25 protein-coding genes and 1 pseudogene are annotated in these 23915 nt (G+C 60.6%); 17 read left to right on the top strand and 9 right to left on the bottom strand.

Annotation, left to right across the window (positions count from 1 at the left end; all coding sequences use genetic code 11):
* Positions 1 to 173: 173 nt before the first annotated feature.
* Positions 174 to 1472: an adenylosuccinate synthase gene (locus RWK44_RS09755; protein WP_020051362.1), complete on the top strand. Its 1299-nt coding sequence runs from the start codon at positions 174 to 176 to the stop codon at positions 1470 to 1472.
* Between the two features lie 60 nt (positions 1473 to 1532).
* Entirely contained in the window at positions 1533 to 4082 is a 2550-nt protein-coding gene (locus tag RWK44_RS09750) for a hypothetical protein (RefSeq protein ID WP_222062005.1), read from the top strand.
* 106 nt (positions 4083 to 4188) lie between these two features.
* Here the strand turns inward: RWK44_RS09750 and rpoH are convergent, their stop codons facing one another.
* A complete protein-coding gene (gene rpoH / locus RWK44_RS09745) occupies positions 4189 to 5097 on the bottom strand; it encodes an RNA polymerase sigma factor RpoH (protein ID WP_017961766.1) in 909 nt (302 codons plus the stop codon).
* Positions 5098 to 5287: 190 nt separating this feature from the next.
* Positions 5288 to 6313 (bottom strand): RluA family pseudouridine synthase, encoded by a 1026-nt coding sequence (locus RWK44_RS09740; RefSeq protein ID WP_017961765.1) that lies wholly within the window; start codon positions 6311 to 6313, stop codon positions 5288 to 5290.
* 42 nt (positions 6314 to 6355) lie between these two features.
* Between RWK44_RS09740 and RWK44_RS09735 the strand changes: the two genes are divergently transcribed.
* Entirely contained in the window at positions 6356 to 6742 is a 387-nt protein-coding gene (locus RWK44_RS09735; RefSeq protein WP_168284848.1) for a hypothetical protein, read from the top strand.
* Between the two features lie 8 nt (positions 6743 to 6750).
* Positions 6751 to 7575, top strand: a complete 825-nt coding sequence (locus tag RWK44_RS09730; protein WP_316028721.1) for a TrmH family RNA methyltransferase — start codon at positions 6751 to 6753, stop codon at positions 7573 to 7575.
* 83 nt (positions 7576 to 7658) lie between these two features.
* On the opposite strand, the gene RWK44_RS09725 is transcribed toward RWK44_RS09730, so the two are convergent.
* Entirely contained in the window at positions 7659 to 8825 is a 1167-nt protein-coding gene (locus tag RWK44_RS09725) for a hypothetical protein (protein ID WP_316028720.1), read from the bottom strand.
* 116 nt (positions 8826 to 8941) lie between these two features.
* Complete coding sequence (locus tag RWK44_RS09720; RefSeq protein ID WP_003542368.1) at positions 8942 to 9529, bottom strand: DUF1134 domain-containing protein; 588 nt, start codon at positions 9527 to 9529, stop codon at positions 8942 to 8944.
* A gap of 194 nt (positions 9530 to 9723) precedes the next feature.
* On the opposite strand from RWK44_RS09720, the gene chpT reads away from it, so the two are divergent.
* On the top strand, positions 9724 to 10371 hold the full coding sequence (gene chpT, locus RWK44_RS09715; RefSeq protein ID WP_131665238.1) for a histidine phosphotransferase ChpT: 648 nt from the start codon (positions 9724 to 9726) through the stop codon (positions 10369 to 10371).
* Positions 10372 to 10492: 121 nt separating this feature from the next.
* Positions 10493 to 10855 carry a response regulator gene (locus tag RWK44_RS09710; RefSeq protein ID WP_003542364.1) on the top strand — a complete coding sequence of 121 codons (363 nt, stop codon included), beginning with the start codon at positions 10493 to 10495 and terminating at the stop codon, positions 10853 to 10855.
* Positions 10856 to 11091: 236 nt separating this feature from the next.
* Here the strand turns inward: RWK44_RS09710 and ctrA are convergent, their stop codons facing one another.
* Entirely contained in the window at positions 11092 to 11793 is a 702-nt protein-coding gene (gene ctrA / locus RWK44_RS09705; protein WP_003542362.1) for a response regulator transcription factor CtrA, read from the bottom strand.
* 436 nt (positions 11794 to 12229) lie between these two features.
* On the opposite strand from ctrA, the gene RWK44_RS09700 reads away from it, so the two are divergent.
* Positions 12230 to 12580 (top strand): hypothetical protein, encoded by a 351-nt coding sequence (locus RWK44_RS09700; protein WP_003542353.1) that lies wholly within the window; start codon positions 12230 to 12232, stop codon positions 12578 to 12580.
* Positions 12581 to 12785: 205 nt separating this feature from the next.
* Here the strand turns inward: RWK44_RS09700 and RWK44_RS09695 are convergent, their stop codons facing one another.
* The gene (locus RWK44_RS09695) at positions 12786 to 13064 is read right to left on the bottom strand and encodes a GNAT family N-acetyltransferase (protein WP_077979110.1); all 279 of its coding nucleotides are present in this window, start codon (positions 13062 to 13064) and stop codon (positions 12786 to 12788) included.
* 54 nt (positions 13065 to 13118) lie between these two features.
* On the opposite strand from RWK44_RS09695, the gene RWK44_RS09690 reads away from it, so the two are divergent.
* Positions 13119 to 13685 (top strand): paraquat-inducible protein A, encoded by a 567-nt coding sequence (locus tag RWK44_RS09690; protein ID WP_316028719.1) that lies wholly within the window; start codon positions 13119 to 13121, stop codon positions 13683 to 13685.
* A 23-nt stretch (positions 13686 to 13708) separates the two neighbouring features.
* Here the strand turns inward: RWK44_RS09690 and sciP are convergent, their stop codons facing one another.
* Entirely contained in the window at positions 13709 to 13984 is a 276-nt protein-coding gene (sciP, locus tag RWK44_RS09685) for a CtrA inhibitor SciP (RefSeq protein ID WP_007533628.1), read from the bottom strand.
* Between the two features lie 380 nt (positions 13985 to 14364).
* Here sciP and RWK44_RS09680 point away from each other — a divergent pair, with 380 nt between their 5' ends.
* From RWK44_RS09680 to RWK44_RS09670, 3 genes and pseudogenes are all read left to right on the top strand, one after another.
* A complete protein-coding gene (locus RWK44_RS09680; RefSeq protein WP_260692956.1) occupies positions 14365 to 14748 on the top strand; it encodes a hypothetical protein in 384 nt (127 codons plus the stop codon).
* On the top strand, positions 14724 to 14936 hold the full coding sequence (locus RWK44_RS09675; RefSeq protein WP_260692955.1) for a hypothetical protein: 213 nt from the start codon (positions 14724 to 14726) through the stop codon (positions 14934 to 14936). The genes RWK44_RS09680 and RWK44_RS09675 overlap by 25 nt, the downstream gene beginning before the upstream one ends.
* A gap of 354 nt (positions 14937 to 15290) precedes the next feature.
* Positions 15291 to 15443: pseudogene (locus RWK44_RS09670) on the top strand (LuxR C-terminal-related transcriptional regulator); the annotation flags it as partial.
* Positions 15444 to 15573: 130 nt separating this feature from the next.
* On the opposite strand, the gene RWK44_RS09665 reads toward RWK44_RS09670, so the two are convergent.
* Complete coding sequence (locus RWK44_RS09665; RefSeq protein WP_026265403.1) at positions 15574 to 16299, bottom strand: sugar transferase; 726 nt, start codon at positions 16297 to 16299, stop codon at positions 15574 to 15576.
* A gap of 637 nt (positions 16300 to 16936) precedes the next feature.
* On the bottom strand, positions 16937 to 17734 hold the full coding sequence (cysQ, locus tag RWK44_RS09660; RefSeq protein ID WP_025395698.1) for a 3'(2'),5'-bisphosphate nucleotidase CysQ: 798 nt from the start codon (positions 17732 to 17734) through the stop codon (positions 16937 to 16939).
* Positions 17735 to 18277: 543 nt separating this feature from the next.
* On the opposite strand from cysQ, the gene RWK44_RS09655 reads away from it, so the two are divergent.
* The 6 genes from RWK44_RS09655 to RWK44_RS09630 all read left to right on the top strand — a co-directional run bounded on the left by RWK44_RS09655 (position 18278) and on the right by RWK44_RS09630 (position 23813).
* Complete coding sequence (locus RWK44_RS09655; RefSeq protein ID WP_003542342.1) at positions 18278 to 19180, top strand: branched-chain amino acid ABC transporter permease; 903 nt, start codon at positions 18278 to 18280, stop codon at positions 19178 to 19180.
* 4 nt (positions 19181 to 19184) lie between these two features.
* Complete coding sequence (gene livM, locus RWK44_RS09650; RefSeq protein ID WP_025395697.1) at positions 19185 to 20576, top strand: high-affinity branched-chain amino acid ABC transporter permease LivM; 1392 nt, start codon at positions 19185 to 19187, stop codon at positions 20574 to 20576.
* Entirely contained in the window at positions 20576 to 21454 is an 879-nt protein-coding gene (locus RWK44_RS09645) for an ABC transporter ATP-binding protein (RefSeq protein ID WP_003542337.1), read from the top strand. Before livM ends, RWK44_RS09645 begins: the two co-directional genes overlap by 1 nt.
* Entirely contained in the window at positions 21454 to 22197 is a 744-nt protein-coding gene (locus RWK44_RS09640) for an ABC transporter ATP-binding protein (protein WP_003542336.1), read from the top strand. The genes RWK44_RS09645 and RWK44_RS09640 overlap by 1 nt, the downstream gene beginning before the upstream one ends.
* Positions 22198 to 22216: 19 nt before the next feature.
* On the top strand, positions 22217 to 22570 hold the full coding sequence (locus RWK44_RS09635; RefSeq protein WP_017961754.1) for a DUF6867 family protein: 354 nt from the start codon (positions 22217 to 22219) through the stop codon (positions 22568 to 22570).
* 121 nt (positions 22571 to 22691) lie between these two features.
* Complete coding sequence (locus tag RWK44_RS09630; RefSeq protein ID WP_077979108.1) at positions 22692 to 23813, top strand: branched-chain amino acid ABC transporter substrate-binding protein; 1122 nt, start codon at positions 22692 to 22694, stop codon at positions 23811 to 23813.
* The last annotated feature ends 102 nt before the right edge of the window (positions 23814 to 23915 follow it).

Raw genomic sequence — 23915 nt, 5'->3', positions numbered from 1 at the left:
TCCGCGATCGCCGAGCGGCGTTTTGTGAGGGGAAATAGCCCGTCGGCTGCTGATTTGTCACGTAAAAAGCCCAATCTGCTGTGACAACAGGGTCGCTTTCCAAAAAACAAAGCTTTATAGATGCGCGGGTTTGAGCAGGTGCGCGGTTCCGCGCCGGTAACAGGAAGAGTTGGATGACGAACGTAGTCGTGGTCGGTTCGCAATGGGGTGACGAAGGCAAGGGCAAGATTGTCGACTGGCTTTCGGAGCGTGCGGATATCGTTGTGCGCTATCAGGGCGGACACAATGCCGGCCATACGCTCGTCATCGACGGCACGAGTTATAAGCTCTCGCTGCTGCCGTCCGGCGTCGTGCGCCCGGGCAAGATGGCCGTCATCGGCAACGGTGTCGTCGTCGATCCGCATGCGCTGATCGCCGAGATCGGCCGGCTGGAGGCGCAGGGCGTGGCGGTCACGCCTGACAATCTGCGCATTGCAGACAATGCGACGCTCATCCTGTCGCTGCACCGCGAGCTCGACGCGATGCGCGAGGATGCGGCCTCGAACAGCGGCACCAAGATCGGCACGACGCGCCGCGGCATCGGCCCGGCCTATGAAGACAAGGTCGGCCGCCGCGCCATCCGCGTCATGGATCTTGCCGATCTCGAGAGTCTTTCCGGCAAGGTCGACCGTATTCTGACGCATCACAATGCGCTTCGCCGCGGCCTTGGCGTTGCCGAAGTCAGCCACCAGGCGATCATGGACGAACTGACCTCGATCGCCAATCGGGTACTGCCTTTCCGTGATACGGTCTGGCTCTTCCTCGACAAGGAGCGCCGCAAGGGTGCTCGCATCCTCTTTGAAGGCGCGCAGGGCAGCCTGCTGGATATCGATCACGGCACCTATCCCTTCGTGACCTCCTCGAACACGGTGGCCGGCCAGGCGGCAGCCGGTTCCGGCATGGGACCCGGCTCGCTCGGTTACATTCTCGGCATCACCAAGGCCTATACGACGCGCGTCGGCGAAGGCCCATTCCCGACCGAGCTCACCGACGAAATTGGCCAGTTCCTGGGCGAGAAGGGGCATGAGTTCGGTACTGTGACAGGGCGTAAGCGCCGCTGCGGCTGGTTCGACGCCGCACTCGTACGCCAGTCGGTCGCCACCAACGGCATCACGGGCATCGCGCTCACCAAGCTCGACGTGCTCGACGGTCTCGAGGAATTGAAGATCTGCGTCGGCTACATGCTCGACGGCGAACAGATTGACCATCTTCCCGCAAGCCAGGGAGCGCAAGCTAGGGTCGAACCGATCTACGTCACCCTGGAGGGATGGAAGGAATCGACCGTCGGCGCCCGCAGTTGGGCGGATCTGCCGGCACAGGCGATCAAATATGTTCGCCAGGTCGAAGAGCTGATCGGGGCGCCGGTCGCGCTCCTGTCCACCAGCCCGGAGCGGGATGACACGATACTTGTGACCGATCCGTTTGAGGATTAAGCTCACGGGTCACTGTGGAGGATGGTTCGGTAGAGTGCCGGACTTCTTGAGAAAGTACTAATGGCGGATTTTATTGCAGTCATTCGGCGGGCCGTCGACGGCCTGGCTGAAAATACCCCCGAGATGCGGGTGAAAGTCTACGAACGTGCCCGCGGCGCAGTGCAGCGGCAGCTCGAGAACATGAAGCCGCGTCCGCCGGAAGCCATGCTGCAACGCCAGCTCGAAAAGCTCGAGGCTGCCATCCGCGAAGTGGAAGGCGAACACTCCGAGGCGATGCCGCTCGATGAGCCGGTTGCGGCCGTCGCCGCGGCGGAATCCTTCGAAGAACAAGCGGTTCCCGACGAAAGCGAACCGGCGCCGGAGACGGCTGTCGAGGAACCGGTCGACGAAGCCTATGCGGAACCGCAGGCGGCCGAGGCCGCCGACGAGCCCGATCATGTGGAATCCGCCGCGCCGGAGGAAGCTGAGGAAGAGGTCGCTGCGGAGGAGCCTCTTTCCCAGGAAACGCTCGTTTCCCCTGAAACATCCGTTCCCGCGGAACCCCCTGTTTCCGCGGAAACCCCTGTTTCCGCCGAGACATCGGTTTCGCCGGAAACATCCGGTCCGGCCGAGACATACTGGCATCCCTCGCAGGAGGAGGAAGCGCCGGCCGAGGAATGGCATGCCAGCGAGGCGCGCGACGTCGCTGCCGAAGACGTACCGGCCGAACATGACGGTTGGGAAGCGCCACCTGCCGAGCATCGCGACGAACAAGCCGACGAAGACCGTGCCGACGAGCCGCATCCCCTGGAAGCCGACGAGATCGCGGGCGAACCTGCGGCGGTGGAAAGCGAGGAGCCGGGGGCCGAGGAGGCTTACGAGCCCGACGAGCCGTTGCCGCCGATCACCCGCGGCATAGACCACGCATCCAACCGCCTGGTGGAGCCGGTCGCCGATTTCGATCGTCCGCAGGAGTTCGTCGAGCATAGCCGCGAGGAGCCGTTGCAGGCCGAAGCTGCGGCGCATTTCGACCCCGTCTGGACCGAGCCCGTTGCCGAAACGCCGGCTCCGGCGCCCAAGGATGCGGAGACCGAATGGGCGGAAGAGGAACTCCGGCAATATTCGGAGACGGCGCCGGCGCCGATTACCGCCGATGCCTCGGCGCGCGCCTTCGAGGAGGTGATATCGAGCCTCGAAAAAGTGGCACCCGCCGCCGTCATGCCGGCCGCCAAGGAAAGTTTTTCCTGGGAGACGGCCGCCTTCGACGATCTGCCGCCGATCGAGGCCGGCAACAATAAGAAGACGCCGGTTGCCTCTCATTTCGACGATGTCGATATCTTCGCCGAAGTGCACAACGGCAAGCCTGCGCCTGCTAGCGGCGCGCCGAGCGAGGACTGGCGCGAGGCGAAGGCGCTGCGCGGCTACGACCGCCGCGGCTCTGTCGCCGCCGATGACGATGACGCCAATCCGTCGATGGATATCGATCAGATTGTCGCCTCCAAGCTGCAGGGCAAGAGCTTCCGTATGGAGCCGAAGCGCCGCCGCTTCGGCATCGGCACCGTGATCACGCTCATCTTCGCACTCATCCTGATTGGTGGCGGCGCCTATGCCGGCTGGACGAACAGGGAGGCGCTGGTGGCGATGGTCGACGGGCTCGTCAGCTCGGCACCGTCGCAGGCGACCAGGAACGAGGCGGCAACGCCGCCGGATGGCTCGGCGACGCCTGCCCAGCCGGACGCGGTGACGCCAGCCCAGCCAACCACACCAGGAGCGCAGAATACTCCAGCGGCGCCGGCGCAGCCGAACCCGCAGGTAGCATCAGTGAACAATGACGGCGCTGCGGCCAATTCGAAATTCACCCAGCGGCTGCTGACCGATGGAACCGAGGTCGACAGTGGCCCGGCGACTGTGCCGGGAACGCCGACCGCGGAAGGAAAGTCGGTCGCCGAACAGAATGTTGCGGCAGCCGATACACCGCCTGCCAGCGCGCAGGGCGATGCGGCACCCGCCGACACGCGGACGCCGCCGAATGGCCCCGTGGCATCGCCGCCGCAGACCGCGCCCGTCGGTTCGTCGCAAAAGATGTTCCTCTATGAGGAGCGCATCGGCCAGAGCTCGCCGACGGCGATCGAGGGATCGGTTGTCTGGAGCGTGCAGCACGAGGCTGGCCAGGATGGCCGGCAGGAGGCGACGGTGCAGGGCAATGTCACGGTTCCCGAGCGCAATCTCTCGGCTCTCGTCACCTTCAAGCGCAATTCCGATCCGTCGCTGCCGGCAAGCCATCTCGTCGAGATCGTCTTCTCGGTGCCGCCGAATTTCGAAGGCGGCAGCATCGACAGCGTCCAGCGCATTTCGATGAAGCGCACGGAGCAGGACCGCGGTGACGCGCTGATCGCGGTTCCGGCCAAGATCACCGACGACTTCCACATGATCGCGCTCAACGACTACCCTGATGCGCGCAAGGCCAATCTCGACCTGATGTCGACCCGCAACTGGATCGATATTCCGATCACCTACCGCAACGGCCGCCGCGCGCTGCTGACGATGGAAAAGGGCGGTACGGGAACGGACGCCTTCAATACCGCGATCAAGGAATGGACTGCGCTCGGAGATGTGTCGACGAGCCAGTGACGGTTTCCCGATCTTGGCGTGATGCCGAGGCTGCGGACAAAGATGAATGAAAAAGAAAAGGCGGGCCGCAAGGACCCGCCTTCTTCAATTGTATCACGCGACAGGCTTATGCCGTGGCTTCGACGACCCGGACGGCCTTGGCGCGTTCCAGGGCTTCCTTGCGGACGGCGTCCTGCACCTTTTCGAAGGCGCGCACCTCGATCTGGCGAACGCGTTCGCGACTGATGTCGAATTCAGTCGAAAGGTCTTCCAGGGTCACTGGATCCTCGGCGAGGCGGCGCGCCTCGAAGATGCGGCGTTCGCGCTCGTTCAGCACGCTCATCGCTTTCGCCAGCATGCGCCGGCGGGTTTCGAGTTCATCCTGTTCGATCAGCACGTCTTCCTGGCTGTCGTGGTCATCCACCAGCCAATCCTGCCATTGGCCGCCGTCACCTTCGGCTGCCTTGATCGGCGCGTTCAGCGAGGCGTCGCCGGAGAGGCGGCGGTTCATCGAAATGACCTCCTCCTCCGAGACGTTCAGCTTGGTGGCGATCTCCGAGACGTGCTCCGGCTTCAGGTCGCCGTCATCGATTGCCTGGATGCGGCCCTTCAGCCGGCGCAGGTTGAAGAACAGGCGCTTCTGGTTGGCGGTCGTGCCCATCTTCACCAGCGACCACGAACGTAGGATATATTCCTGGATCGAGGCCTTGATCCACCACATGGCGTAGGTGGCGAGGCGGAAGCCGCGCTCGGCATCGAACTTCTTGACGGCCTGCATCAGGCCTACATTGCCTTCGGAGACGACTTCGCCGATCGGCAGGCCGTAGCCGCGATAGCCCATCGCGATCTTCGCAACGAGGCGAAGGTGGCTGGTGACGAGCTTGTGGGCAGCATCGCGGTCGCCATGCTCGGCATAACGCTTGGCGAGCATGTATTCCTGCTGCGGCTCCAGCATCGGGAACTTGCGGATTTCGTCGAGGTAACGATTGAGACCGGCTTCACCGGCGGTAATGGACGGCAAGGTATTTCGGGCCATAGTGCACCCTCCTAAAGTGAATTCCGGTTCCCGATGGAAACGCATCCTCGCGTTAAAAAAGGCAAACCGGGACGTGCGGCTCTACTGCGAGCCCGCACTAAGTCAATATACAGATAAGTGTGGCGAAACAGCGGTTCAAGGTGCCGCTCACGCAGGTGTGAGTTGGGCAGGCGGCATTCGGAGCCCGGCTTTATCGCCGCAGCGCGTCGACCAGTTCGACCATATCATCCGGCAGCGGCACCTCGAAATGCATGATTTCACCGGTGCGCGGATGCTCGAACTGCAGCATGAAGGCATGCAGCGCCTGGCGGCCGAAGCCGTTGACGACCTTGCGGATCTCTTCGGGCAGGAGATTGGCCTTGGTCTTGAAGCCGGCACCGTAAACCGTGTCGCCGAGTAGCGGATGGCCGATATGGGCCATGTGGACACGGATCTGGTGGGTGCGCCCGGTTTCGAGGTGGCACTCGACCAGCGAGGCGAACGCGGTCGCGTCCGGCTTCTCATGGAAGCGCTCGATTACCTGGTAATGCGTGATCGCCTCGTCGGCGTCCTGACTGTCGGGGCGTTTGACGGCGCGGCGCGTGCGGTCGCCGGTGGCGCGGCCAAGCGGCGCGTCGACCGTGCCCGACAGCGTGCGGGGCCGGCCCCAGACGATTGCCTGATAGGCCCGCTCGAGCGGCATGGTGCGGCCATGGTCGGCAAATTGCAGCGACAGGTGGCGATGGGCAATGTCGTTCTTGGCGACGACCATGACGCCTGTCGTGTCCTTGTCGAGACGGTGGACGATGCCAGGGCGGCGCACGCCGCCGATGCCGGAAAGTGTATCGCTGCAATGGTGGATCAGCGCGTTGACCAGCGTCCCCGTCCAGTTGCCGGCGCCGGGATGGACGACGAGACCGGAAGGTTTGGAGATGACGATGACGTCGTCGTCCTCATGGAGGATATCGAGCGGGATGTCCTCGCCCTGCGGCGTCGGGTCTTCCGGCTCGGGCAGCGTGAGTTCGAAACTGTCGCCGGTGCGCACCTTGCGCTGCGGGTCGGTGACGGGTTCGCCGCGCAGAAAAACCTGGCCGTCCTTGATCAGCGCCTTGATGCGGCTGCGCGAAAATTCCTCGCCGACCTGCGCCGTCAGCCAGGCGTCCAACCGGCCTTCGGCAGTTTCATCGGCGGTCAGGACTTTTCTATTGCCGGCTGCTTGTTTAAAGGGGTCGCTCAAGACGCTTCTTCTCCGACGTATTTTTTAGAACGGGACGCACAGATGACAGCAATCGAGCCAGACGACCAGGAAGAGAAGCCCCTTGATCCGGCGATGGAGAGTGTCCGGCGCAAGATGGTCCGCCTGCAGATCGTTTCCGGCGCCATCATGTTCGTGAGCCTTATGGCGGTCTTCGGCGCGGTTGTCTACAAGGTGATGCACAGCGAGCCGAAGGAGACGGCGTCGGCTGCTACCGCCTCCGGCGTGCCCTCGGATGCGCCGCTTGCGGCAACCGTTTCCCTGCCACTCGGCTTCAAGGTGCAGTCCACCTCGTTTTCGGCAGGGCAGCTTCTGTTCTACGGCGAAACGGTCGAGGGCAGGAACAAGGCGCTGGTCTACGATCTCAGGACCGGCCGCACCGTCGCCGACGTCACAGTTACGGGCAATTGAGGCCCGGCATGGCCGCCGTCCCGATCGACATCGACAGCGCCGACGATCCGCGCGTCGCTGAATTCCGCGAGATCCGCGAGCGTGACCTGACGGGCCGAGAGAACCGCTTCATCGCCGAAGGCACGGTCGTGCTGCGCATGCTCGCCGAGGCGCATGCGGCAGGCCACGGCTTTTTCGCCGAGAAGATCCTGCTGCTGCGCAACCGCGTCGAGGGCGTGCTGCCCATCCTGGAGCGGTTTCCGGTCGATGTGCCGGTCTATGTCGCCGGGGCGGATGTGCTCGACGGCGTCGTCGGTTTCCATCTGCATCGCGGCGTTCTCGCGCTCGGCCGGCGACAGGACCGCGGGGAGGCGGCAATTCTCGAGGCGCTGCCGAAACGGGCGCTGGTGCTCGTCGGCTGCGGTATTTCCAATCACGACAATGCCGGCTCGATGTTCCGTAATGCGGCGGCCTTCCGGGCGGATGCGGTGCTGCTCGACGAAACCTCCTGTGATCCACTCTACCGCAAGGCGCTGCGTGTCTCGGTCGGTTCGGTGCTGAGAGTTCCACACCGCCGCGGCGGCAAGGCGCTGGATGTACTCGTGGCGCTTGCCGAACGGGGCTTTGCCATCTGGACGCTTTCACCGCACGGCAAGACCGATATCCGCGCCATTCCGGCCTCGACGCGCATGGCGCTCGTCGTCGGCACCGAGGGCGAGGGGTTGCCGGAGGCGCTGCTTGCGCGGTTCCAGAGCGCGCGCATTCCACAGTCGGAGGAACTCGACAGCCTCAATGCCGCGACGGCGACGGGGATTGCGTTGTTTTCGATGGCCTCGGCGATGGGCCGGGTCTAACGCATATCCCTCTCAAATCGGAATCGATTTTCAGGGTTCTGCGTCAAGTCAAACATGATGGTCAAACATGCGCGCCGCGCGTCCTATCGGACGCTCGGGGGATCGGCGAGGATCGCGGCTGCCCTGTCGGCAAGATTGACACGATCGTTGGGTCTCTTTTCCGCACCTTCGACGAGCAGCGCGCGGATCGGCGAGGAGGGACCCTCGTTCAGGGCAGTCAGCGCCACCATATTGGCGGCGATCGAGGCGATCTCCTCGCGGATCGCACCATCGCGTCCGGCTACGGCCTTTGCCTTTTGCAGGCGCTCGGCCAGGGCGGCGCTGCGTTTACGGACATCCTCGCCCATCTCAGCCGTGACGACAGCGGTGTCGAGCGTCGATGTGGTCGTGTCTTCGGCCGTCATTTCCGCCGGCAGCTCCGCGACCATCCCGGCAAGGCCAGCGTCGCGCAGCACCCGGTTGACCTTGCGGATCTCGGCGTTGGCGGTCTTCAACTGCTCCTTCAACCTGGCGATCTCCTGCTGGCGGCGAGCGACCAGGGTTTCCTTTTCGATGGCGGAAGCGCTCTCTCGCGCGGCCTTATCCTCCAGGCGGATCACCATATGCTGCTGCTGCGTCAGTTTCTGTTCGGCATCCTTGGCGCGCTTCTGCAGCAGACTGACGTCCTGGCGCAGTGTGTCGCGTTCGTCGCGCAGCGCGTTGACGCGGAATTTCAGGCTCTCCGCCTCGGTCTCGCGCGCGGCCAGGTCTATTCGCAGCCCATCGGCCTGTTCACCGAGTTTGCTCAGCCGCGTCCTCATCGTCGCCAGTTCGCTCTCCTTGTTGGCAGCGGACTGCTCGGCAATATGCAGATTGGTCTTCAACTGGCTGATATAGTTCTCGTCCTTGCGCAGATGCGAGCGCTGGTCGGCCGCCTCGACATGCATCTCGCGGATCTGGGCCTGCAATTCGCCGATCTCGGCGGCAAGCCTGCCGGCATCGACGGCGAGGGCGTCGTGGCGAAGCTGGAACGACAGGGATTTCTCGCGCTCACGCAGAAGGTCCTGGGTGGTGCGGGCGTTTTCGGCGGCATAGAGCGCGCGCACCATGTCTTTCTGGGCGCGGACCTCCTGCGGGCTCAGCGGCATCGTCGCTTTCAGCCTGTTCTCCGTATACCAGACGATGCGGCGGTGAACGGCGGGCGAGACCAGAAAGACAAGGAAGGCCGCGGTCAGGAAGCCCAATCCGAACAAGAGAGCATATTCGATCACGGCGCGGCCATCGGTAAGAAGGTTGATACGAGGTCAGCCGCGATGATTAAGCACGCGTGACGCGCATGGCAAGGCCGCCGGTGGGGACGGCGGCAGATTCCAGCGGCTTTGAGGCCTCAGAAGGGGTTCCAGGTCGGCGCCTGGGTGATTTTGAGATAGCCGACATTGACGCCGAGGCGAGCACCGACGCCGGTGCGGATCGGCACGACCAGCACGTCGTTGTTCTTGAGCAGCGTCATGCCGAAGCCGGCGATCACATAGGCCGAGCCGCTGACACCGCCGAAGCGGGCATAGATGCCGTTGACGGAGGGCAGGTCGTAGACCAGCATCATTACGCGTGAGCCCTGGCCGCCGTAATCGAGGCCGAGCGAGGGGCCCTGCCAGTAGAGATTATGTTCGCCGGCGTTCTTGGTGTTCAGCTGGCCTTCGCCATAGGTAAGGCCGGCGATGAAGGCGCCGCCGCCTTCCTGTCCGAGGATATAGCCGTTCGGCAGGCCGTATTTCTGGAAGGCACTCTCGACCACTTTGGCAAGTCCGCCGCTGGCGGAGCCGAAGAAGGAGTGGCCGGCGTCGACGATTTCCTGCATCGTGTACTGGCCGTTGTCCTGGGCGGCAGCCGGCCCGGCAACCATCAGCGAGGAGAAGATGAGGGCCGAAAGTAACCTGCAGAAGCCGATGAATCGGTGCGGAAATTGAGGGCGCATGGTGTCATCCGTTCGTCGTTTGGCTGAGAGCGGGCAACCGCTCGCGGCGATTGCTGCATTTTGCGCCGATGATCTTAACAATCGGTTTACCAAATATGGTGTCATTATGGCACCGAGTACGATCGCAAACTTCGCGCAATTTTGATGAAGCATATTCCGGGCGCAATGAAATTGCCGCCCATCAGGAGACAATGATGTCCAAGAACCCCAATCTCACCCTGTCCGGCCCGGATCTGGCCGCGCTTCTTTGCAGCCGCGTTTGCCACGATGTCATCTCGCCGGTCGGCGCGATCAATAACGGGCTGGAGCTCCTGGATGAAGGCGGCGCCGACGCCGATGCGATGGACCTGATCCGCACCAGCGCGCTCAATGCTTCCGTCCGCCTGAAATTCGCACGTCTCGCCTTCGGCGCGTCGGGCTCCGTCGGCGCCTCGATCGACACCGGCGAGGCCGAGCGTGCAGCCAAGGATTTCGCTGTCGCCGAGAAGAAGACCGAGGTGATCTGGAACGGACCGCGCGCCATCGTCGCCAAGAACCGTGTCAAGCTGCTGCTCAACCTCTTCCTCGTTGCCTATTCCGCCATTCCGCGCGGCGGCGTGCTCGAGGTAACGCTCGAAAATCCCGAGTTCGATGCGAAGTTCAAGCTCACGTCCAAAGGCAAACTGATGCGCCTGCCGCCGAAGTTCGTCGAGATATCGACCGGCACCATCGAGGAAGCGATCGATGCCCATTCGATCCAGCCCTATTACACCGTGCTTCTGGCGCAGGAGTGCGGAATGGCGCTTGATCACAGCGCCAGCGCCGACGAACTGGTGTTCACGGCAGTGGCTGCGGCGGCCTGATTTCGGAGCGCGGACCTGTGTCTGCGCCCCGTCCGGTAACGATTCGTTAGCCTGATGGACCTATTCTCCAGGGTTGTAAGAGGCCTCTTGCTGCGACGAATGCGGGGGCAAAGGAGCGGCCATGCAAAGGTTCATGATCACCGATAATTCGGACATCGTCCGCAAGGTCGGCAAGCGCATTCTCTCCGAACTCGACTTTCTCGTCAGCGAGGCCTCCAACGCCGGCGAGGCGCTGCAGCGCTGCCAGGCGGAGCTGCCGGAATATCTGATCGTCGATTCCGGCATGGAAGGCGCCCTCGACCTCATCGCTGCCATCCGTGCCATGGAGGGCGGCAAAGAGGTCAAGATCTATTACTGCGTCGTCGAGGCGGATCTGAAGAAACTGATGGCGGGCAAACGGGCCGGGGCCACCGACTTCCTGTTGAAGCCGTTCGATCGCAAGATCCTGACCGCCGTTTTCGGAAACCGCGCGATCGCCGCCTGACAGGCAGATCTCTTTCCGCCGATATCGGCATCACTGGAGCATGATGCCGCGTGCAAGCGGTTTCGGCGACCCCACGTTATTTCCTTGATCGAAATACAGAGGATTTCAGGCCGATCCAGCCTGAGATCATGTGCTGCGAGGGCGGATTCTTATTGCTATTACCGTAGGCAGAAACGAAAAATCCCGCCGAAAAGGCGGGATCTTCGTTTATCCGATAAGGGGGATCGGAAAAAATATCAGGCGGTTTCGGCGTATTCGGCACCATCCGGCTCGCGAAGAACGTAACCACGGCCCCAGACGGTCTCGATGTAGTTGGCGCCGCCGGCAGCGTTGGCGAGCTTCTTGCGGAGCTTGCAGATGAAGACGTCGATGATCTTCAGTTCCGGCTCGTCCATGCCGCCGTAGAGGTGGTTCAGGAACATTTCCTTGGTGAGGGTGGTGCCCTTGCGGAGCGAAAGCAGCTCCAGCATCTGATATTCCTTGCCCGTCAGGTGGACGCGCTGGCCGCCGACTTCGACCGTCTTGGCATCGAGGTTGACGATCAACTCGCCGGTCATGATGACCGACTGGGCGTGTCCCTTGGAGCGGCGGACGATGGCGTGGATGCGGGCGACGAGCTCGTCCTTGTGGAACGGCTTGGTCATGTAGTCGTCAGCGCCGAAACCGAGGCCGCGAACCTTGTCTTCGATGCCGGCCATGCCCGACAGAATAAGGATGGGCGTCTTGACCTTGGACAGCCGGAGAGTGCGAAGCACTTCATATCCGGACATGTCGGGCAGGTTCAGATCGAGAAGGATGATATCATAATCATACAGCTTGCCCAGATCGACGCCTTCTTCACCGAGATCGGTGGTATAAACATTAAAACTCTCTGATTTAAGCATCAACTCGATGCTCTGCGCCGTCGCGCTGTCATCCTCGATTAGAAGTACCCGCATAATTATCCCCTTTACCGCCGCCGAAAGGTGGTCTGGCCCCCTACACGATACCGAACACGCTACGTGATTTGAAAGCTGCCACGAAATGGTTAACAAATTCTAATTCACTCTGGCAAGGAGTATCGAATTTATTAAACAATTTTTCCATTTCTCTGTTTTCCAATAGGAATCTCAAAAAGGTGCTCCTCAACTTTAACATTAGGAAACATCGCTAAGTGATTCATCCGACTCGCCAATGAAAAGGTTCGAACTTCATGCCTCGGCATTTACCGACCCTTAAATCATAGGGCCTATCATTAACGATGCCCGTAAACGAAAGGTTACCAGCGGTAGGTATTTGTTAATATCGCGGGAAATTTTTTAGCAAACCGTGTCAAAGCGGCGCGCAGGGCGGTTTCAAGTTGAGCCGGGGTCTCGCATCACGGGAGTAATGCGTATGAAGTCGCGAGAAAGTCTCGTTCGCCTGAAGGAATTTCAGGTGAACGAAAAACGACGTCAGTTGCAGCAGTTGCAGATGATGATGTCCGAATTCGAACGGATGACGAAGGATCTGGAGAGCCAGATCGTCGTCGAGGAAAAGAAGTCCGGTATTTCCGACCCGAATCACTTTGCTTATCCGACCTTCGCCAAGGCCGCGCGTCAGCGGGCCGACAACCTGCAGGTTTCGATCAAGGAACTGAAGATGCAGGAAGAGACGCTGGAAATGGCGCTCGAGGAGATGCAAGCGGAATATGCAAGGGCCACAGCGCTGGAAGAGCGTGACGGCGGCGCCAGAGCAAGGGCGTAAGAGAAACGGCTGGGTGCCGGCTTCGGCGCCCTGGGATCGCCACTGAGAAGCCATGTATGATGGGCGCGCTGTCCGTTATACATGGCTTTTGGTGTTTGCCTTATGGCGTCGCTCCCACCGGAAACGAGATTCGTCCCCCGCAGGGACGATTTATTTTATGCGTGTCCTTGTCCCAAACCCGCTGTGCGTTTTTGGGCGACATGCATTAATTCACGACATCCTTCCATTCCGGATGGCGTTGCGCCTGCGCCTTGAAGAATGGGCAGAGCGGGATGATCTTCCAGCCGCCGCTGCGGGCTGCCTCCACGGCGTGGAGCGCCAGCGCCTGGCCGACACCTTTACCGCGCAGCGAATCGGGAACGCCCGTGTGATCGATGATGACCAGCTTCGGCGATGTGCGTGAATAGGTCATCTCCGCCTCGTGCCCTTCGACCTCGGCCGCATAGCGGCCGCCGGAGACGCCTTCCTCACTTCGAATGTCCATTGTCTTTCCTCATAACGATATTGTCGTAGCGGACCGTGACATGGCGGCGCGGTCGTGCCAAGCCGTGGAGGCAATACAGGCAGGAGACAGAGTGTTCATGCAAAATGTCGGATCGATGAGAGGTTCAGGGCAATGAGTGCGCTTTCGATGGCTCGCCCCGTGCTTCTCGTGGCTGCGCCGTTCTTCCTGGCGCTCGGCCTCGTCTTGCCGCTGGTCCGTTTCGAGACGCTGTATTTCTTCGACGAAACGCCGTCGCTCATCGAAATCATCGTCCCGCTCTGGCAAGGCGGGGACGGGCTGCTGGCGGCAATCGTCGCCCTGGTTTCGATCCTGCTCCCGTTTCTGAAGATGATCGGCATCACCGTGGAGGCGATGGGGATCACCGCAGAAGCGACGGCCTCCGGGGGTGGGGCCGGCAGCCTGTTCTATCGTCGCGTCGTACCGCATCTGTCCAAGTGGTCGATGATGGATGTGCTGCTCGTCGCGATCGTCATTGCGGCGGCGAAGACGACGGGGCTGGCGGATGCCTTCACGCAGCCCGGCCTCTGGTGCTACGCGGCCTCGTCAGTGATTTCGGGCCTTCTTCATTCCCTCATGGGAGATGCGTCCGGCCCGAAATAAATGTCGTCGATGCTGGGGTGTGATCAGTGACGATATTGCTGAATGCGCGTGGTGCGCAGGCCGGCAAGACCGTGGCTGTTGATCGACGACTGCCAGGACAGGAATTCTTCGACCGTGAGCGTGTAACGCTCGCAGGCCTCTTCCAAGCTCAACAAGCCACCGCGGACAGCCGCGACAACCTCTGCCTTCCGGCGAATCACCCAGCGCCGCGTATTGGGCGGCGGAAGATCCGCGATCGTCAGGGGGCTGCCATCGGGGCCGATGACATATTTTACTCGGGGACGTATCATTTCGGTCATTGGACTCTCTACACAACGCAAGACCACGAGCCCCACTCTAGCCTGCCACATTTAAAAATTGCCTAAACCCATCGTAAGACTTTGATAACAAATTTAGACGCCCGCCCTGGCCGGCGATGGGGCCGCTGTCTGCCGCCACATCAATTTGTAGCGCCTGCATGGGAGCCATGCGGAATAAATATTAGCTGATTTCCCGGGACGATCTTATAAGGGCGGCAACATAAGGATGAGCGCAAGACTTCGTCTCCGTTCTTCCCGCTGTATCAGTCCAGTTCGCGTTTTTGATGCTTCGTATCCTCGGGATGCGGGCAGAAACCGTCTTTGCTGATGTCCCGGGGACAGCAAGGCCGAGCCGAAGCTGGCCATTCGAGGATATGAAGTTGAAAAGACGTGAACGCGCAGTCGGCGACTGCGCTGAGGATGCTGCATTTTCGCCTTCGCAGGCCGATCGCGCCGGGGTTTCGGCCGACGACGGCAAGGAACGGCTCGACGCGATGGCGAAGCTTGTGGGTCTCGATTTCTGTCTGCTCTCGGCTTTCCCGCGGGGCGATCGCACAGCTTTCACCGAAAACCGGTTGATCAGCAATTGGCCGCGAAGCCTTGTCGGCTTTTACGAGGCTGCCGATCTCTTCTATTGCAGCAGACTGGTGACCGCGATGAAGCGGATAATCGTGCCGATCTTCTGCGAGGAGGGGTCGTTTGCGGGCAGCGCCTCCAATCAGGAAACCGCAAACTCAATGTGCTCTTTCAGATGCATGGGCTGAAGAATACCTTCGCCTTCACGCTGCACGACGCTGACCTGAAACAATACATCTTCGCCTTCTCAGGCGGCTGTCCTATGCCCACGCGAGAGCAGGCGATGGCGCTGCTCTACGGCTCCATGGAGGATGGCCCGTTAGAGACGCTCACCCGGCGCGAAATCGAATGCCTGCGACGCTGCCTGATTCCTTAAATCGGAATCGATTTAGAGCCTTTCCTGGTCAGCTTGAAGCATTCTGTTGGCTCAAACGGAGTCGGATGGTCGACCGGCCGGCGCGCGTCGTAGCCAAGCTCTACGGCCAAGCCGGCCGGTCGATCAGCCGGCCCGTTTCAGCCAACCCGAAGGGCCGGGCATCTTTCCGCCAGGACAAAGGCGATCGGCTCGGACGTACCAAGAGGTATGCCCTTCGCCAATCGCCTTTGCCCTGACGAAAACCTGCTCCGGCAGAATGCTTCAATCTAACCCGGAAAGGCTCTAAGGAATCAGGCAGCAATTCAAAGTGCTACAGCGTCCTTTGCGCGTCTAAAAAGACGCGCAGCGCTGTAGTCGGCGGCCGGCAAGAGCAGCGACGAGATCGCGATCATTCTCGATCTCTCGGCACATACGGTGGTGGGTTATCTGAAGGGCGCGATGCGCAAGCTCGATTCGGTCAGCCGCATGCAGGCGGTCGCCGGAGCATTCCGGTACCGGCTGCTCTGAGGCAGCCGGCCCTTCTCACAAAGCTAAAGCTGGGAAGCATGTAGCGCAAAATGTGCATCGCTTTTTGTGCGACATGCGCAAAAACAAAGACTAAAGCGCGAGCAGCGAATCTGAAAGATCGCGACGCGCTTTAGAAGCCTTTTCCGCGGGTCAGCTCCGACACGATGGTTCCGAAAATGATGCGCATGTCCATCAAGATCGAAAAATTCCCGACGTAGTAGAGATCGCTGGCGATACGGGCGCGCGCCTTGGCCGGACGATCGGTCGGACCGCGCAGGCCGCGCATCTGGGCAAGACCCGTCATGCCGGGGCGCATCGCATGGCGCTGATGGTATTCCGGTACGAGCTCTTCGTAGAGCACGCCGCCGGCGCGCATGCCGATCGCATGGCAGCGCGGGCCGACGACCGACATGTGGCCCAGCAGTACGTTCAGCAGTTGCGGCAACTCATCGACATTCGTGCGGCGCAGAATGGCACCGACGCGAGTGACGCGCGGATCGTTCATCACCGTCTGGGCAACGCCGGAGACGTCGCAGAGGTCGGTGCGCATGGAACGGAACTTGTAGACCTTGATGGCCTTGCAGTTCTTGCCCCAGCGGGTCTGCTTGAAGAGCACCGGCCCTGGGCTGTCGATCTTGATCAGCAGGGCGACGAACAGAAGGAAAGGGGCGAGGACGAGGAGGGCGCTCAACGACGAAACAATGTCGAACGCCCGCTTCAGGACCAAATCCACCAACGGCGCCTGCGGCGCATCGCTGTGGATAACAGGGGTCTGAATCTTCAGGCTCGGCTGCTGGCGGCGGCTCGGCCGGAAGGACTCTGTCGAAATGCTGTTGTTTAATTCCGTGATGCTCAAGGATCGTACTCTGTTGTCTTCGAGGGGGCGCGGCGGCAATAGGCGATCAATGGTTAACCCTGTCACCAGGGCTGCACTTAGGTCTTGGTAACCCTACTAAAACGGAAAAATGCGACAATTGTGTAATGGTGTCCAGAGAAATATCGCATCGCAACAAATCTTTCGCATCTGCGTTAAGTTGAGGCAAACTCATGATATTTCGTTAATAATTGGAATTTCGTCAAGGTTTTTAGGACTTTGGCGAGGGTTTGCGCGGGCTGGCGACGCGCCGTTTCGGCACGTGACCCAGGTCTCTTAACTGTATTTCTTAAGGGAACACGAGGCGAAATTTCTCTGATGAAGATATCGATCATCCTAGAAGCCGTGTCAAAATGTGACAGAATCAAGGCAGGCTTGGTGAAGCGATAGCGTCTGGAAAAGATGCAGACGACGAGTTTACGGCCAGAATCAGTTGGTGAGACCCGATCGCGCGAATCACTCCACAGCTCGAAATGGACATGCTTCCAGACACGCAGGGGGGAGGTTATTTGGCGGGCAAAGAGACGGCCCGCTCAGGGGGCGTTTGTCGGAGATCGCGGATTGGCGGCGAGGCAAAGGATTGCGCCGCCTGCCGGTATTCAGCGATATCCGCGGGTGATCACGCCGGTTCGAGGACGCGTTTCCTGCCACCCCAGGAGATGAAGTTCGGGTTGGCGAAGTCGAAATCGGCCGCCGTTCCCGTCTTGCCGTAGGTCAGCGGCATTCCGTCCAGCGTCACTGTCGAACCGCCGGCGGCACGCAGCACCGCATCACCGGCCGCGGTGTCCCATTCCATCGTGCGGGTGAAACGCGGATAGACGTCGGCCTTGCCTTCGGCGAGCAGGCAGAACTTCAGAGAGGAACCGATATTGGTGCATTTGAAGATCGCGTGGTCGGCGAGGAAGCTCCCGGTCTCCGGGCTGTTGTGGCGAAGGCTTGCAAGCGCCAGCCTGTCGTCCGGCTGTTCGCGCACCGTGATTGCGCTGCGTGCGCCAACCGTGAAATCGTCCATGACGACGAGCCTTTCGGCGTGGCCGCGTTCTCCAGAGAAAGCAAGCCCCAGCGCCGGCGCATAGACGATGCCGGCCACCGGGGCGCCGTTCTCGATATAGGCGATGTTGACGGTGAATTCCTGCCGTCCGTCGACGAATTCACGGGTGCCGTCGAGAGGGTCGACCAGGAAGAAGCCTCGCCCGGCAATGTCGGGCACTTTTCCGGCGGCGACCGATTCTTCCGCCACGACTGGTATTTCGGGATAATCTCTGGCGAGATGAGCGAGGATGATGCGTTCGGCCTCCTCGTCGGCGACCGTGACCGGACTTGCATCCGCCTTCATGGCGACAGGGAAGCCTTCGCGCAAGACCGTGATGATGGCCTTGCCGGCTTCGAGCGCCGCCTTTTCAAATGTCCTCAGCATTGTCCTTTTGCCGTTCGCCACGCGGCGAGCACCCCGCTGTCGCTCGTCCGCAAACCATCCCTGTCACAACCAGATACGCAAGTTAATATGGTGTTCCCCGTCGTGCTCCGCATCCCTCAATACGCAGCCTGATGATGCTACCATAAGTTTTCAGCCTTGTCAGACGAAGATGCGGCATCGCTGGTGAAATGGCATTCGTCAAAGGGGCTGCCTTGGGGTCTGAATTTGCTCCATCTTCCAATTCTGTGGAATAGCTTACGCAGCAAGCAGTGCAGGAAATCGACGGCGATATCTCCGGATGGTTAACCCAGTTGTAGTTTCTGGCTAAAAATAGGCCCCGCTCTGCCGCTTTTCTGTGGATTTTGGTTCAAAACGCGCCATTTAGGCCTGTTCTGACAAGAATCTGTCGGAGTAAATCCTTTTTGTCTTCACATTTCCAACGAAACCGCTATGCATTCGGCCTATGAGGTTCCCTGAAACGGGGAACCAAAGAACCAAAAAGAGATGCAGCATGTTTCGCTCGCATCCAGGGGAAAACGACATATGGAGTATTTCGTCCAGCAGCTCTTAAACGGGCTGACGCTCGGATCCATCTATGGCCTTGTGGCTATTGGCTATACGATGGTTTACGGCATTATCGGCATGATCAATTTCGCCCATGGCGACATCTTCATGCTCGGTGGCTTCGCCGCTCTTATCGTCTTCCTCGTCCTCACATCCATCTTCGCAGGTCTCCCGGTGGCCGTTCTGCTGCTGGTGATGCTTGTCGTTGCGATGCTGATGACGAGTTTGTGGAATTGGACGATTGAGCGCGTGGCATACCGGCCCCTGCGCGGGTCCTTCCGCCTGGCGCCGCTGATTACTGCGATCGGCATGTCGATCACGCTGTCCAACTTCATCCAGGTGACGCAGGGTCCACGCAACAAGCCGATCCCGCCGATGGTGAGCTCGGTCTACCAGTTCGGGAACATCTCGGTGTCGCTGAAGCAGATCATCATCATCGTGATCACCGCAGTGCTGCTGACGATCTTCTGGTACATCGTCAATCGTACGGCACTCGGCCGTGCCCAGCGCGCCACTGAGCAGGATCGCAAGATGGCCGCGCTGCTCGGCGTCAACGTCGACCAGACGATCTCCATCACTTTCGTTATGGGTGCGGCACTCGCAGCGGTCGCCGGCACGATGTACCTGATGTATTATGGCGTTGCCTCGTTTAACGACGGCTTCACGCCTGGTGTGAAGGCCTTCACGGCAGCCGTTCTCGGCGGTATCGGTTCGTTGCCCGGCGCCGTCTTCGGCGGCCTCCTTATCGGCCTTATCGAGTCGCTGTGGTCGGCATACTTCACCATCGCCTACAAGGACGTCGCGACCTTTGCGATCCTGGCTTTCGTGTTGATCTTCAAGCCGACCGGCATCCTCGGGCGGCCGGAAGTCGAGAAGGTATAACGTCATGGCAAACACCGAAAATTCTGCAGGCAAGCCCGATGCCGGACTTGTCCGCAAAGGCCTTACCGAAGCTCTTTTCGCCGCCGTCCTGTCGTTCGGCATGTTCGTTCTCTATGTCGGCCTCAAGACCGACCAGAACATCAGCAATGAGTTGATCATCGTCCAGCGCTGGGGCCTGCTTGCGATCTTCGTCGCGGTCGCTGCCATCGGCCGCTTCGCCATGGTCGTTTTCATCAGGCCGAATATCGACCGCCGCAAGCTCAGCAAGGCGCGCGAGGGCGAACTCGATATCTCGACAGAGAAGAGCTTCTTCCACCGGCATTTCCTGAAGATCGCGCTGATCGCGCTGCTGCTTTATCCCATGGTGGTGGTGGCGATCAAAGGCCCTCAGGGCTCGCTGACATATGTCGACAATTTCGGCATTCAGATCCTGATCTATGTGATGCTCGCCTGGGGGCTGAACATCGTCGTCGGCCTTGCCGGCCTGCTCGACCTTGGCTATGTCGCCTTCTATGCCGTCGGCGCCTATTCCTACGCACTGCTTTCGAGCTATTTCGGCCTGTCCTTCTGGGTGCTGCTGCCGCTTTCGGGCATTTTCGCCGCACTCTGGGGCGTCATTCTCGGCTTCCCGGTGCTGCGCCTGCGCGGCGATTACCTTGCCATCGTGACGCTTGCCTTCGGTGAAATCATTCGTCTCGTCCTCATCAACTGGACTGAAGTGACGAAGGGCACCTTCGGTATCTCAAGTATCCCGAAGGCAACACTCTTCGGCATTCCCTTCGATGCGACGGCCGGCGGCTTTGCCAAACTCTTTAACCTGCCGATCTCCTCGGCCTATTACAAAATCTTCCTGTTCTATTTGATCCTGGCGCTCTGCATGCTGACGGCCTATGTCACCATCCGGCTGCGCCGCATGCCGATCGGACGCGCCTGGGAAGCTTTGCGTGAAGACGAGATCGCCTGCCGTTCGCTCGGCATCAACACGGTGACGACCAAGCTCACCGCCTTTGCGACGGGCGCGATGTTTGCCGGTTTCGCCGGCTCGTTCTTCGCCGCCCGCCAGGGCTTCGTCTCGCCGGAATCCTTCGTCTTCCTGGAATCGGCCGTCATTCTCGCCATTGTTGTCCTTGGCGGCATGGGGTCGTTGACCGGCATCGCGATCGCCGCCATCGTCATGGTCGGCGGCACCGAGTTGCTGCGCGAGATGAGCTTCCTAAAACTCATCTTCGGACCAGATTTTACGCCGGAACTTTACCGCATGTTGATCTTCGGCCTCGCCATGGTCGTCGTCATGCTGTTCAAGCCGCGCGGCTTCGTCGGCTCGCGTGAGCCGACAGCCTTCCTCAGAGAGCGCAAGGCGATATCCGGAAGCTTCATCAAGGAGGGCCATGGTTGATGAGCCCCGTGACGACGAATACGATGTCTGACGACACTCTTCTCAAGGTCGAACACCTGTCGATGAAGTTCGGCGGCCTGATGGCCATCAACGACTTCTCCTTCGAAGCCAAGCGTGGCGATATCACCGCGCTGATCGGGCCGAACGGCGCCGGCAAGACCACCGTCTTCAACTGCATCACCGGCTTCTACAAGCCGACGATGGGCATGATCACGTTCAACCAGAAGAGCGGCAAGCAATACCTGCTGGAGCGCCTGCCGGACTTTCGCATCACCAGGGAAGCCAAGGTCGCGCGTACGTTCCAGAACATCCGGCTGTTCTCCGGCCTGACCGTTCTCGAAAACCTGCTGGTTGCCCAGCACAACAAGCTGATGAAGGCATCGGGTTATACAATCCTCGGCCTTATCGGTGTCGGCCCCTATAGGCGGGAAGCGGCCGAGGCGATCGAGCTTGCCCGTTTCTGGCTTGAGAAGGCCGACCTTATCGACCGCGCCGACGACCCCGCCGGCGACTTGCCCTACGGCGCCCAGCGGCGTCTCGAAATCGCCCGCGCCATGTGCACCGGTCCGGAACTGCTTTGCCTGGATGAACCGGCTGCCGGCCTCAACCCACGGGAATCGGCAACGCTCAACGCTCTGCTGAAGAGCATTCGCGCCGAAACCGGGACGTCGATCCTGCTGATCGAGCACGACATGTCTGTGGTCATGGAAATCTCCGACCACGTCGTCGTCCTCGAATATGGTCAGAAGATTTCCGATGGCACACCGGATCACGTGAAGAACGATCCGCGGGTCATCGCGGCCTATCTCGGTGTCGAGGATGAGGAAGTGGAAGAGGTGATCGCAGCCGTCGAGCAGCTCGAAGGAGGCGCAAACTGATGGGCGATGAAGTAATGACGGGTCAACCGCTCCTTCAGGTGAATGGCGTCGAAACCTATTACGGCAATATCCGGGCGCTGGCCGGCGTCGATGTCCACGTCAACAAGGGCGAGATCGTCAGCCTGATCGGCGCCAACGGCGCCGGCAAGTCGACACTGATGATGACGATCTGCGGCAGCCCGCAGGCCCGCACCGGTTCGGTGGTCTTTGAGGGCCGCGACATCACCCGCATGCCGACGCATGAAATCGCCCGTCTGCGCATTGCACAGTCGCCGGAAGGCCGCCGCATCTTCCCGCGCATGACGGTTCTGGAAAATCTTCAGATGGGCGCTGGCCTCGATAATTTGAAACACTTCGCCGAAGACGTCGAGAAGATCTTCACGCTCTTCCCGCGTCTCAAGGAACGTCACGCCCAGCGGGGTGGAACACTTTCGGGCGGCGAGCAGCAGATGCTGTCGATCGGCCGCGCGCTGATGGCGCGCCCGAAACTGCTGCTTCTCGACGAACCCTCGCTCGGTCTTGCGCCGCTGATCGTCAAGGGCATCTTCGAGGCGATCAGGAAGCTCAACGAGGCGGAGGGGCTGACCGTTTTCCTCGTCGAGCAGAACGCGTTCGCCGCCCTCAGGCTTTCTCACCGCGCCTACGTGATGGTGAACGGCAAGGTGACGATGAGCGGCTCCGGCAAGGAGCTTCTTGCCAATCCCGAGGTCCGCGCCGCCTATCTCGAAGGCGGAAGACACTAGCTCGAAAGGAGAGTTTGACATGCAGGGACTTTTCTTCGAAGCGGATGCCGGCCCCCTTGTGGCGATCCGTGTCATCGTCTTGCTCTTAGGCTTCTGGACGGCCTGGCGCGCCGGCAAAGCGGTTGCCGAGGGCTGGAGCGACTATCCGCTGGTCATCGTCTATACATTTCTGCTCGCCTGGGCGATGCAGTTCCTGCATCATGCCCTGTTCAATGGGCCGATGCTCAACGCCTTCTACTATATCCTCGACTTCGTGACGCTGCTGGTGTTCTCGACGGCCGGCTTCCGCTACCGCCGCACCAATCAGATGGTTAACAACTATTACTGGCTGTACGAGAAAACTTCCGCGTTTTCGTGGAAGGACAAACATTGACAGTCCGTTGAAACTAGGCATGAATTGCCTTCCGAGTGGAACAAGCTTTCCTGGCGCAGTCAATGGTGGGTAGTGCGCTGGGCCTTAGACCGGAACCCGCCCAAAAATTGGGAGTAATAATATGAAAAAGTCTCTTCTGTCGGCGGTGGCTCTGACGGCGATGGTCGCCTTCAGCGGCAACGCGTGGGCCGACGTTCTCATCGCTGTCGCTGGTCCGCTGACTGGCCCGAACGCCGCGTTCGGCGCTCAGCTCCAGAAGGGTGCTGAACAGGCAGCCGCCGACATCAATGCGGCTGGCGGCATCAACGGCGAGCAGATCAAGATCGAGCTCGGCGACGACGTCTCCGACCCGAAGCAGGGCATTTCGGTCGCCAACAAGTTCGCTGCTGACGGCGTCAAGTTTGTCATCGGCCACTTCAACTCGGGCGTTTCGATCCCGGCTTCGGAAGTCTATGCCGAAAACGGCATCCTCGAAATCACCCCGGCCGCGACGAACCCGACCTTCACGGAGCGGGGCCTCTGGAACACGTTCCGCACCTGCGGCCGTGACGACCAGCAGGGTGCCATCGCCGGCAAATATCTTGCAGATCACTTCAAGGACGCCAAGATCGCTGTCGTTCACGACAAGACCCCCTACGGTCAGGGCCTTGCCGACGAAACCAAGAAGGCTATGAATGCCGCTGGCGTCACGGAAGTCATATACGAAGGCATCAACGTCGGCGACAAGGACTTTTCGGCCCTCATCGCCAAGATGAAGGAAGCCGGCGTCTCGATCATCTATTGGGGTGGCCTGCACACCGAAGCCGGTCTCATCATCCGCCAGGCGGCCGACCAGGGCCTGAAGGCCACGCTGGTTTCGGGCGACGGTATCGTTTCGAACGAACTGGCCTCGATCGCTGGTGACGCCGTCGCCGGTACGCTGAACACCTTCGGCCCCGATCCGACGGCGAACCCTGCGAACAAGGAACTCGTCGAGAAGTTCAAGGCCGCTGGTTTCAATCCGGAAGCCTACACGCTCTATTCCTACGCTGCGATGCAGGCGATCGCCGGGGCCGCCAAGGCTGCCGGTTCGCTGGATCCTGAGGCCGTTGCCAAGGCCATGAAGGAGAAGGGCCCGTTCCCGACCGTTCTCGGCGACATTTCGTTCGACGAAAAGGGCGACCCGAAGATTCCTGGCTACATCATGTATGAATGGAAGAAGGGTCCGGACGGCAAGTACAGCTACTTCCCGCAGGGCATGTAAGCCTCGCTTCCCATTTTGGGACATGATTATCGAAGCCCGGTTCCGACCGGGCTTCTTTCTTTTTGCGGGTGTTTCAATTCCGGCTTGGCTACCGTGCCGCAG

The organism is Rhizobium sp. 25PS6, from assembly GCF_032464655.1.
GTDB classification, from domain to species: Bacteria; Pseudomonadota; Alphaproteobacteria; order Rhizobiales; family Rhizobiaceae; genus Rhizobium; species Rhizobium laguerreae.
This window is presented reverse-complemented; position numbering and strand designations above follow the sequence as displayed.

Coding starts and splice junctions, on each gene's coding strand:
- RWK44_RS09755 (WP_020051362.1), top strand. CDS start 174: ATGACGAACGTAGTCGTGGTCGGTTCGCAATGGGGTGACGAAGGCAAG.
- RWK44_RS09750 (WP_222062005.1), top strand. CDS start 1,533: ATGGCGGATTTTATTGCAGTCATTCGGCGGGCCGTCGACGGCCTGGCT.
- rpoH (WP_017961766.1), bottom strand. CDS start 5,097: ATGGCCCGAAATACCTTGCCGTCCATTACCGCCGGTGAAGCCGGTCTC.
- RWK44_RS09735 (WP_168284848.1), top strand. CDS start 6,356: ATGACAGCAATCGAGCCAGACGACCAGGAAGAGAAGCCCCTTGATCCG.
- RWK44_RS09730 (WP_316028721.1), top strand. CDS start 6,751: ATGGCCGCCGTCCCGATCGACATCGACAGCGCCGACGATCCGCGCGTC.
- RWK44_RS09720 (WP_003542368.1), bottom strand. CDS start 9,529: ATGCGCCCTCAATTTCCGCACCGATTCATCGGCTTCTGCAGGTTACTT.
- chpT (WP_131665238.1), top strand. CDS start 9,724: ATGTCCAAGAACCCCAATCTCACCCTGTCCGGCCCGGATCTGGCCGCG.
- RWK44_RS09710 (WP_003542364.1), top strand. CDS start 10,493: ATGCAAAGGTTCATGATCACCGATAATTCGGACATCGTCCGCAAGGTC.
- ctrA (WP_003542362.1), bottom strand. CDS start 11,793: ATGCGGGTACTTCTAATCGAGGATGACAGCGCGACGGCGCAGAGCATC.
- RWK44_RS09700 (WP_003542353.1), top strand. CDS start 12,230: ATGAAGTCGCGAGAAAGTCTCGTTCGCCTGAAGGAATTTCAGGTGAAC.
- RWK44_RS09695 (WP_077979110.1), bottom strand. CDS start 13,064: ATGGACATTCGAAGTGAGGAAGGCGTCTCCGGCGGCCGCTATGCGGCC.
- sciP (WP_007533628.1), bottom strand. CDS start 13,984: ATGACCGAAATGATACGTCCCCGAGTAAAATATGTCATCGGCCCCGAT.
- cysQ (WP_025395698.1), bottom strand. CDS start 17,734: ATGCTGAGGACATTTGAAAAGGCGGCGCTCGAAGCCGGCAAGGCCATC.
- RWK44_RS09655 (WP_003542342.1), top strand. CDS start 18,278: ATGGAGTATTTCGTCCAGCAGCTCTTAAACGGGCTGACGCTCGGATCC.
- livM (WP_025395697.1), top strand. CDS start 19,185: ATGGCAAACACCGAAAATTCTGCAGGCAAGCCCGATGCCGGACTTGTC.
- RWK44_RS09645 (WP_003542337.1), top strand. CDS start 20,576: ATGAGCCCCGTGACGACGAATACGATGTCTGACGACACTCTTCTCAAG.
- RWK44_RS09640 (WP_003542336.1), top strand. CDS start 21,454: ATGGGCGATGAAGTAATGACGGGTCAACCGCTCCTTCAGGTGAATGGC.
- RWK44_RS09635 (WP_017961754.1), top strand. CDS start 22,217: ATGCAGGGACTTTTCTTCGAAGCGGATGCCGGCCCCCTTGTGGCGATC.
- RWK44_RS09630 (WP_077979108.1), top strand. CDS start 22,692: ATGAAAAAGTCTCTTCTGTCGGCGGTGGCTCTGACGGCGATGGTCGCC.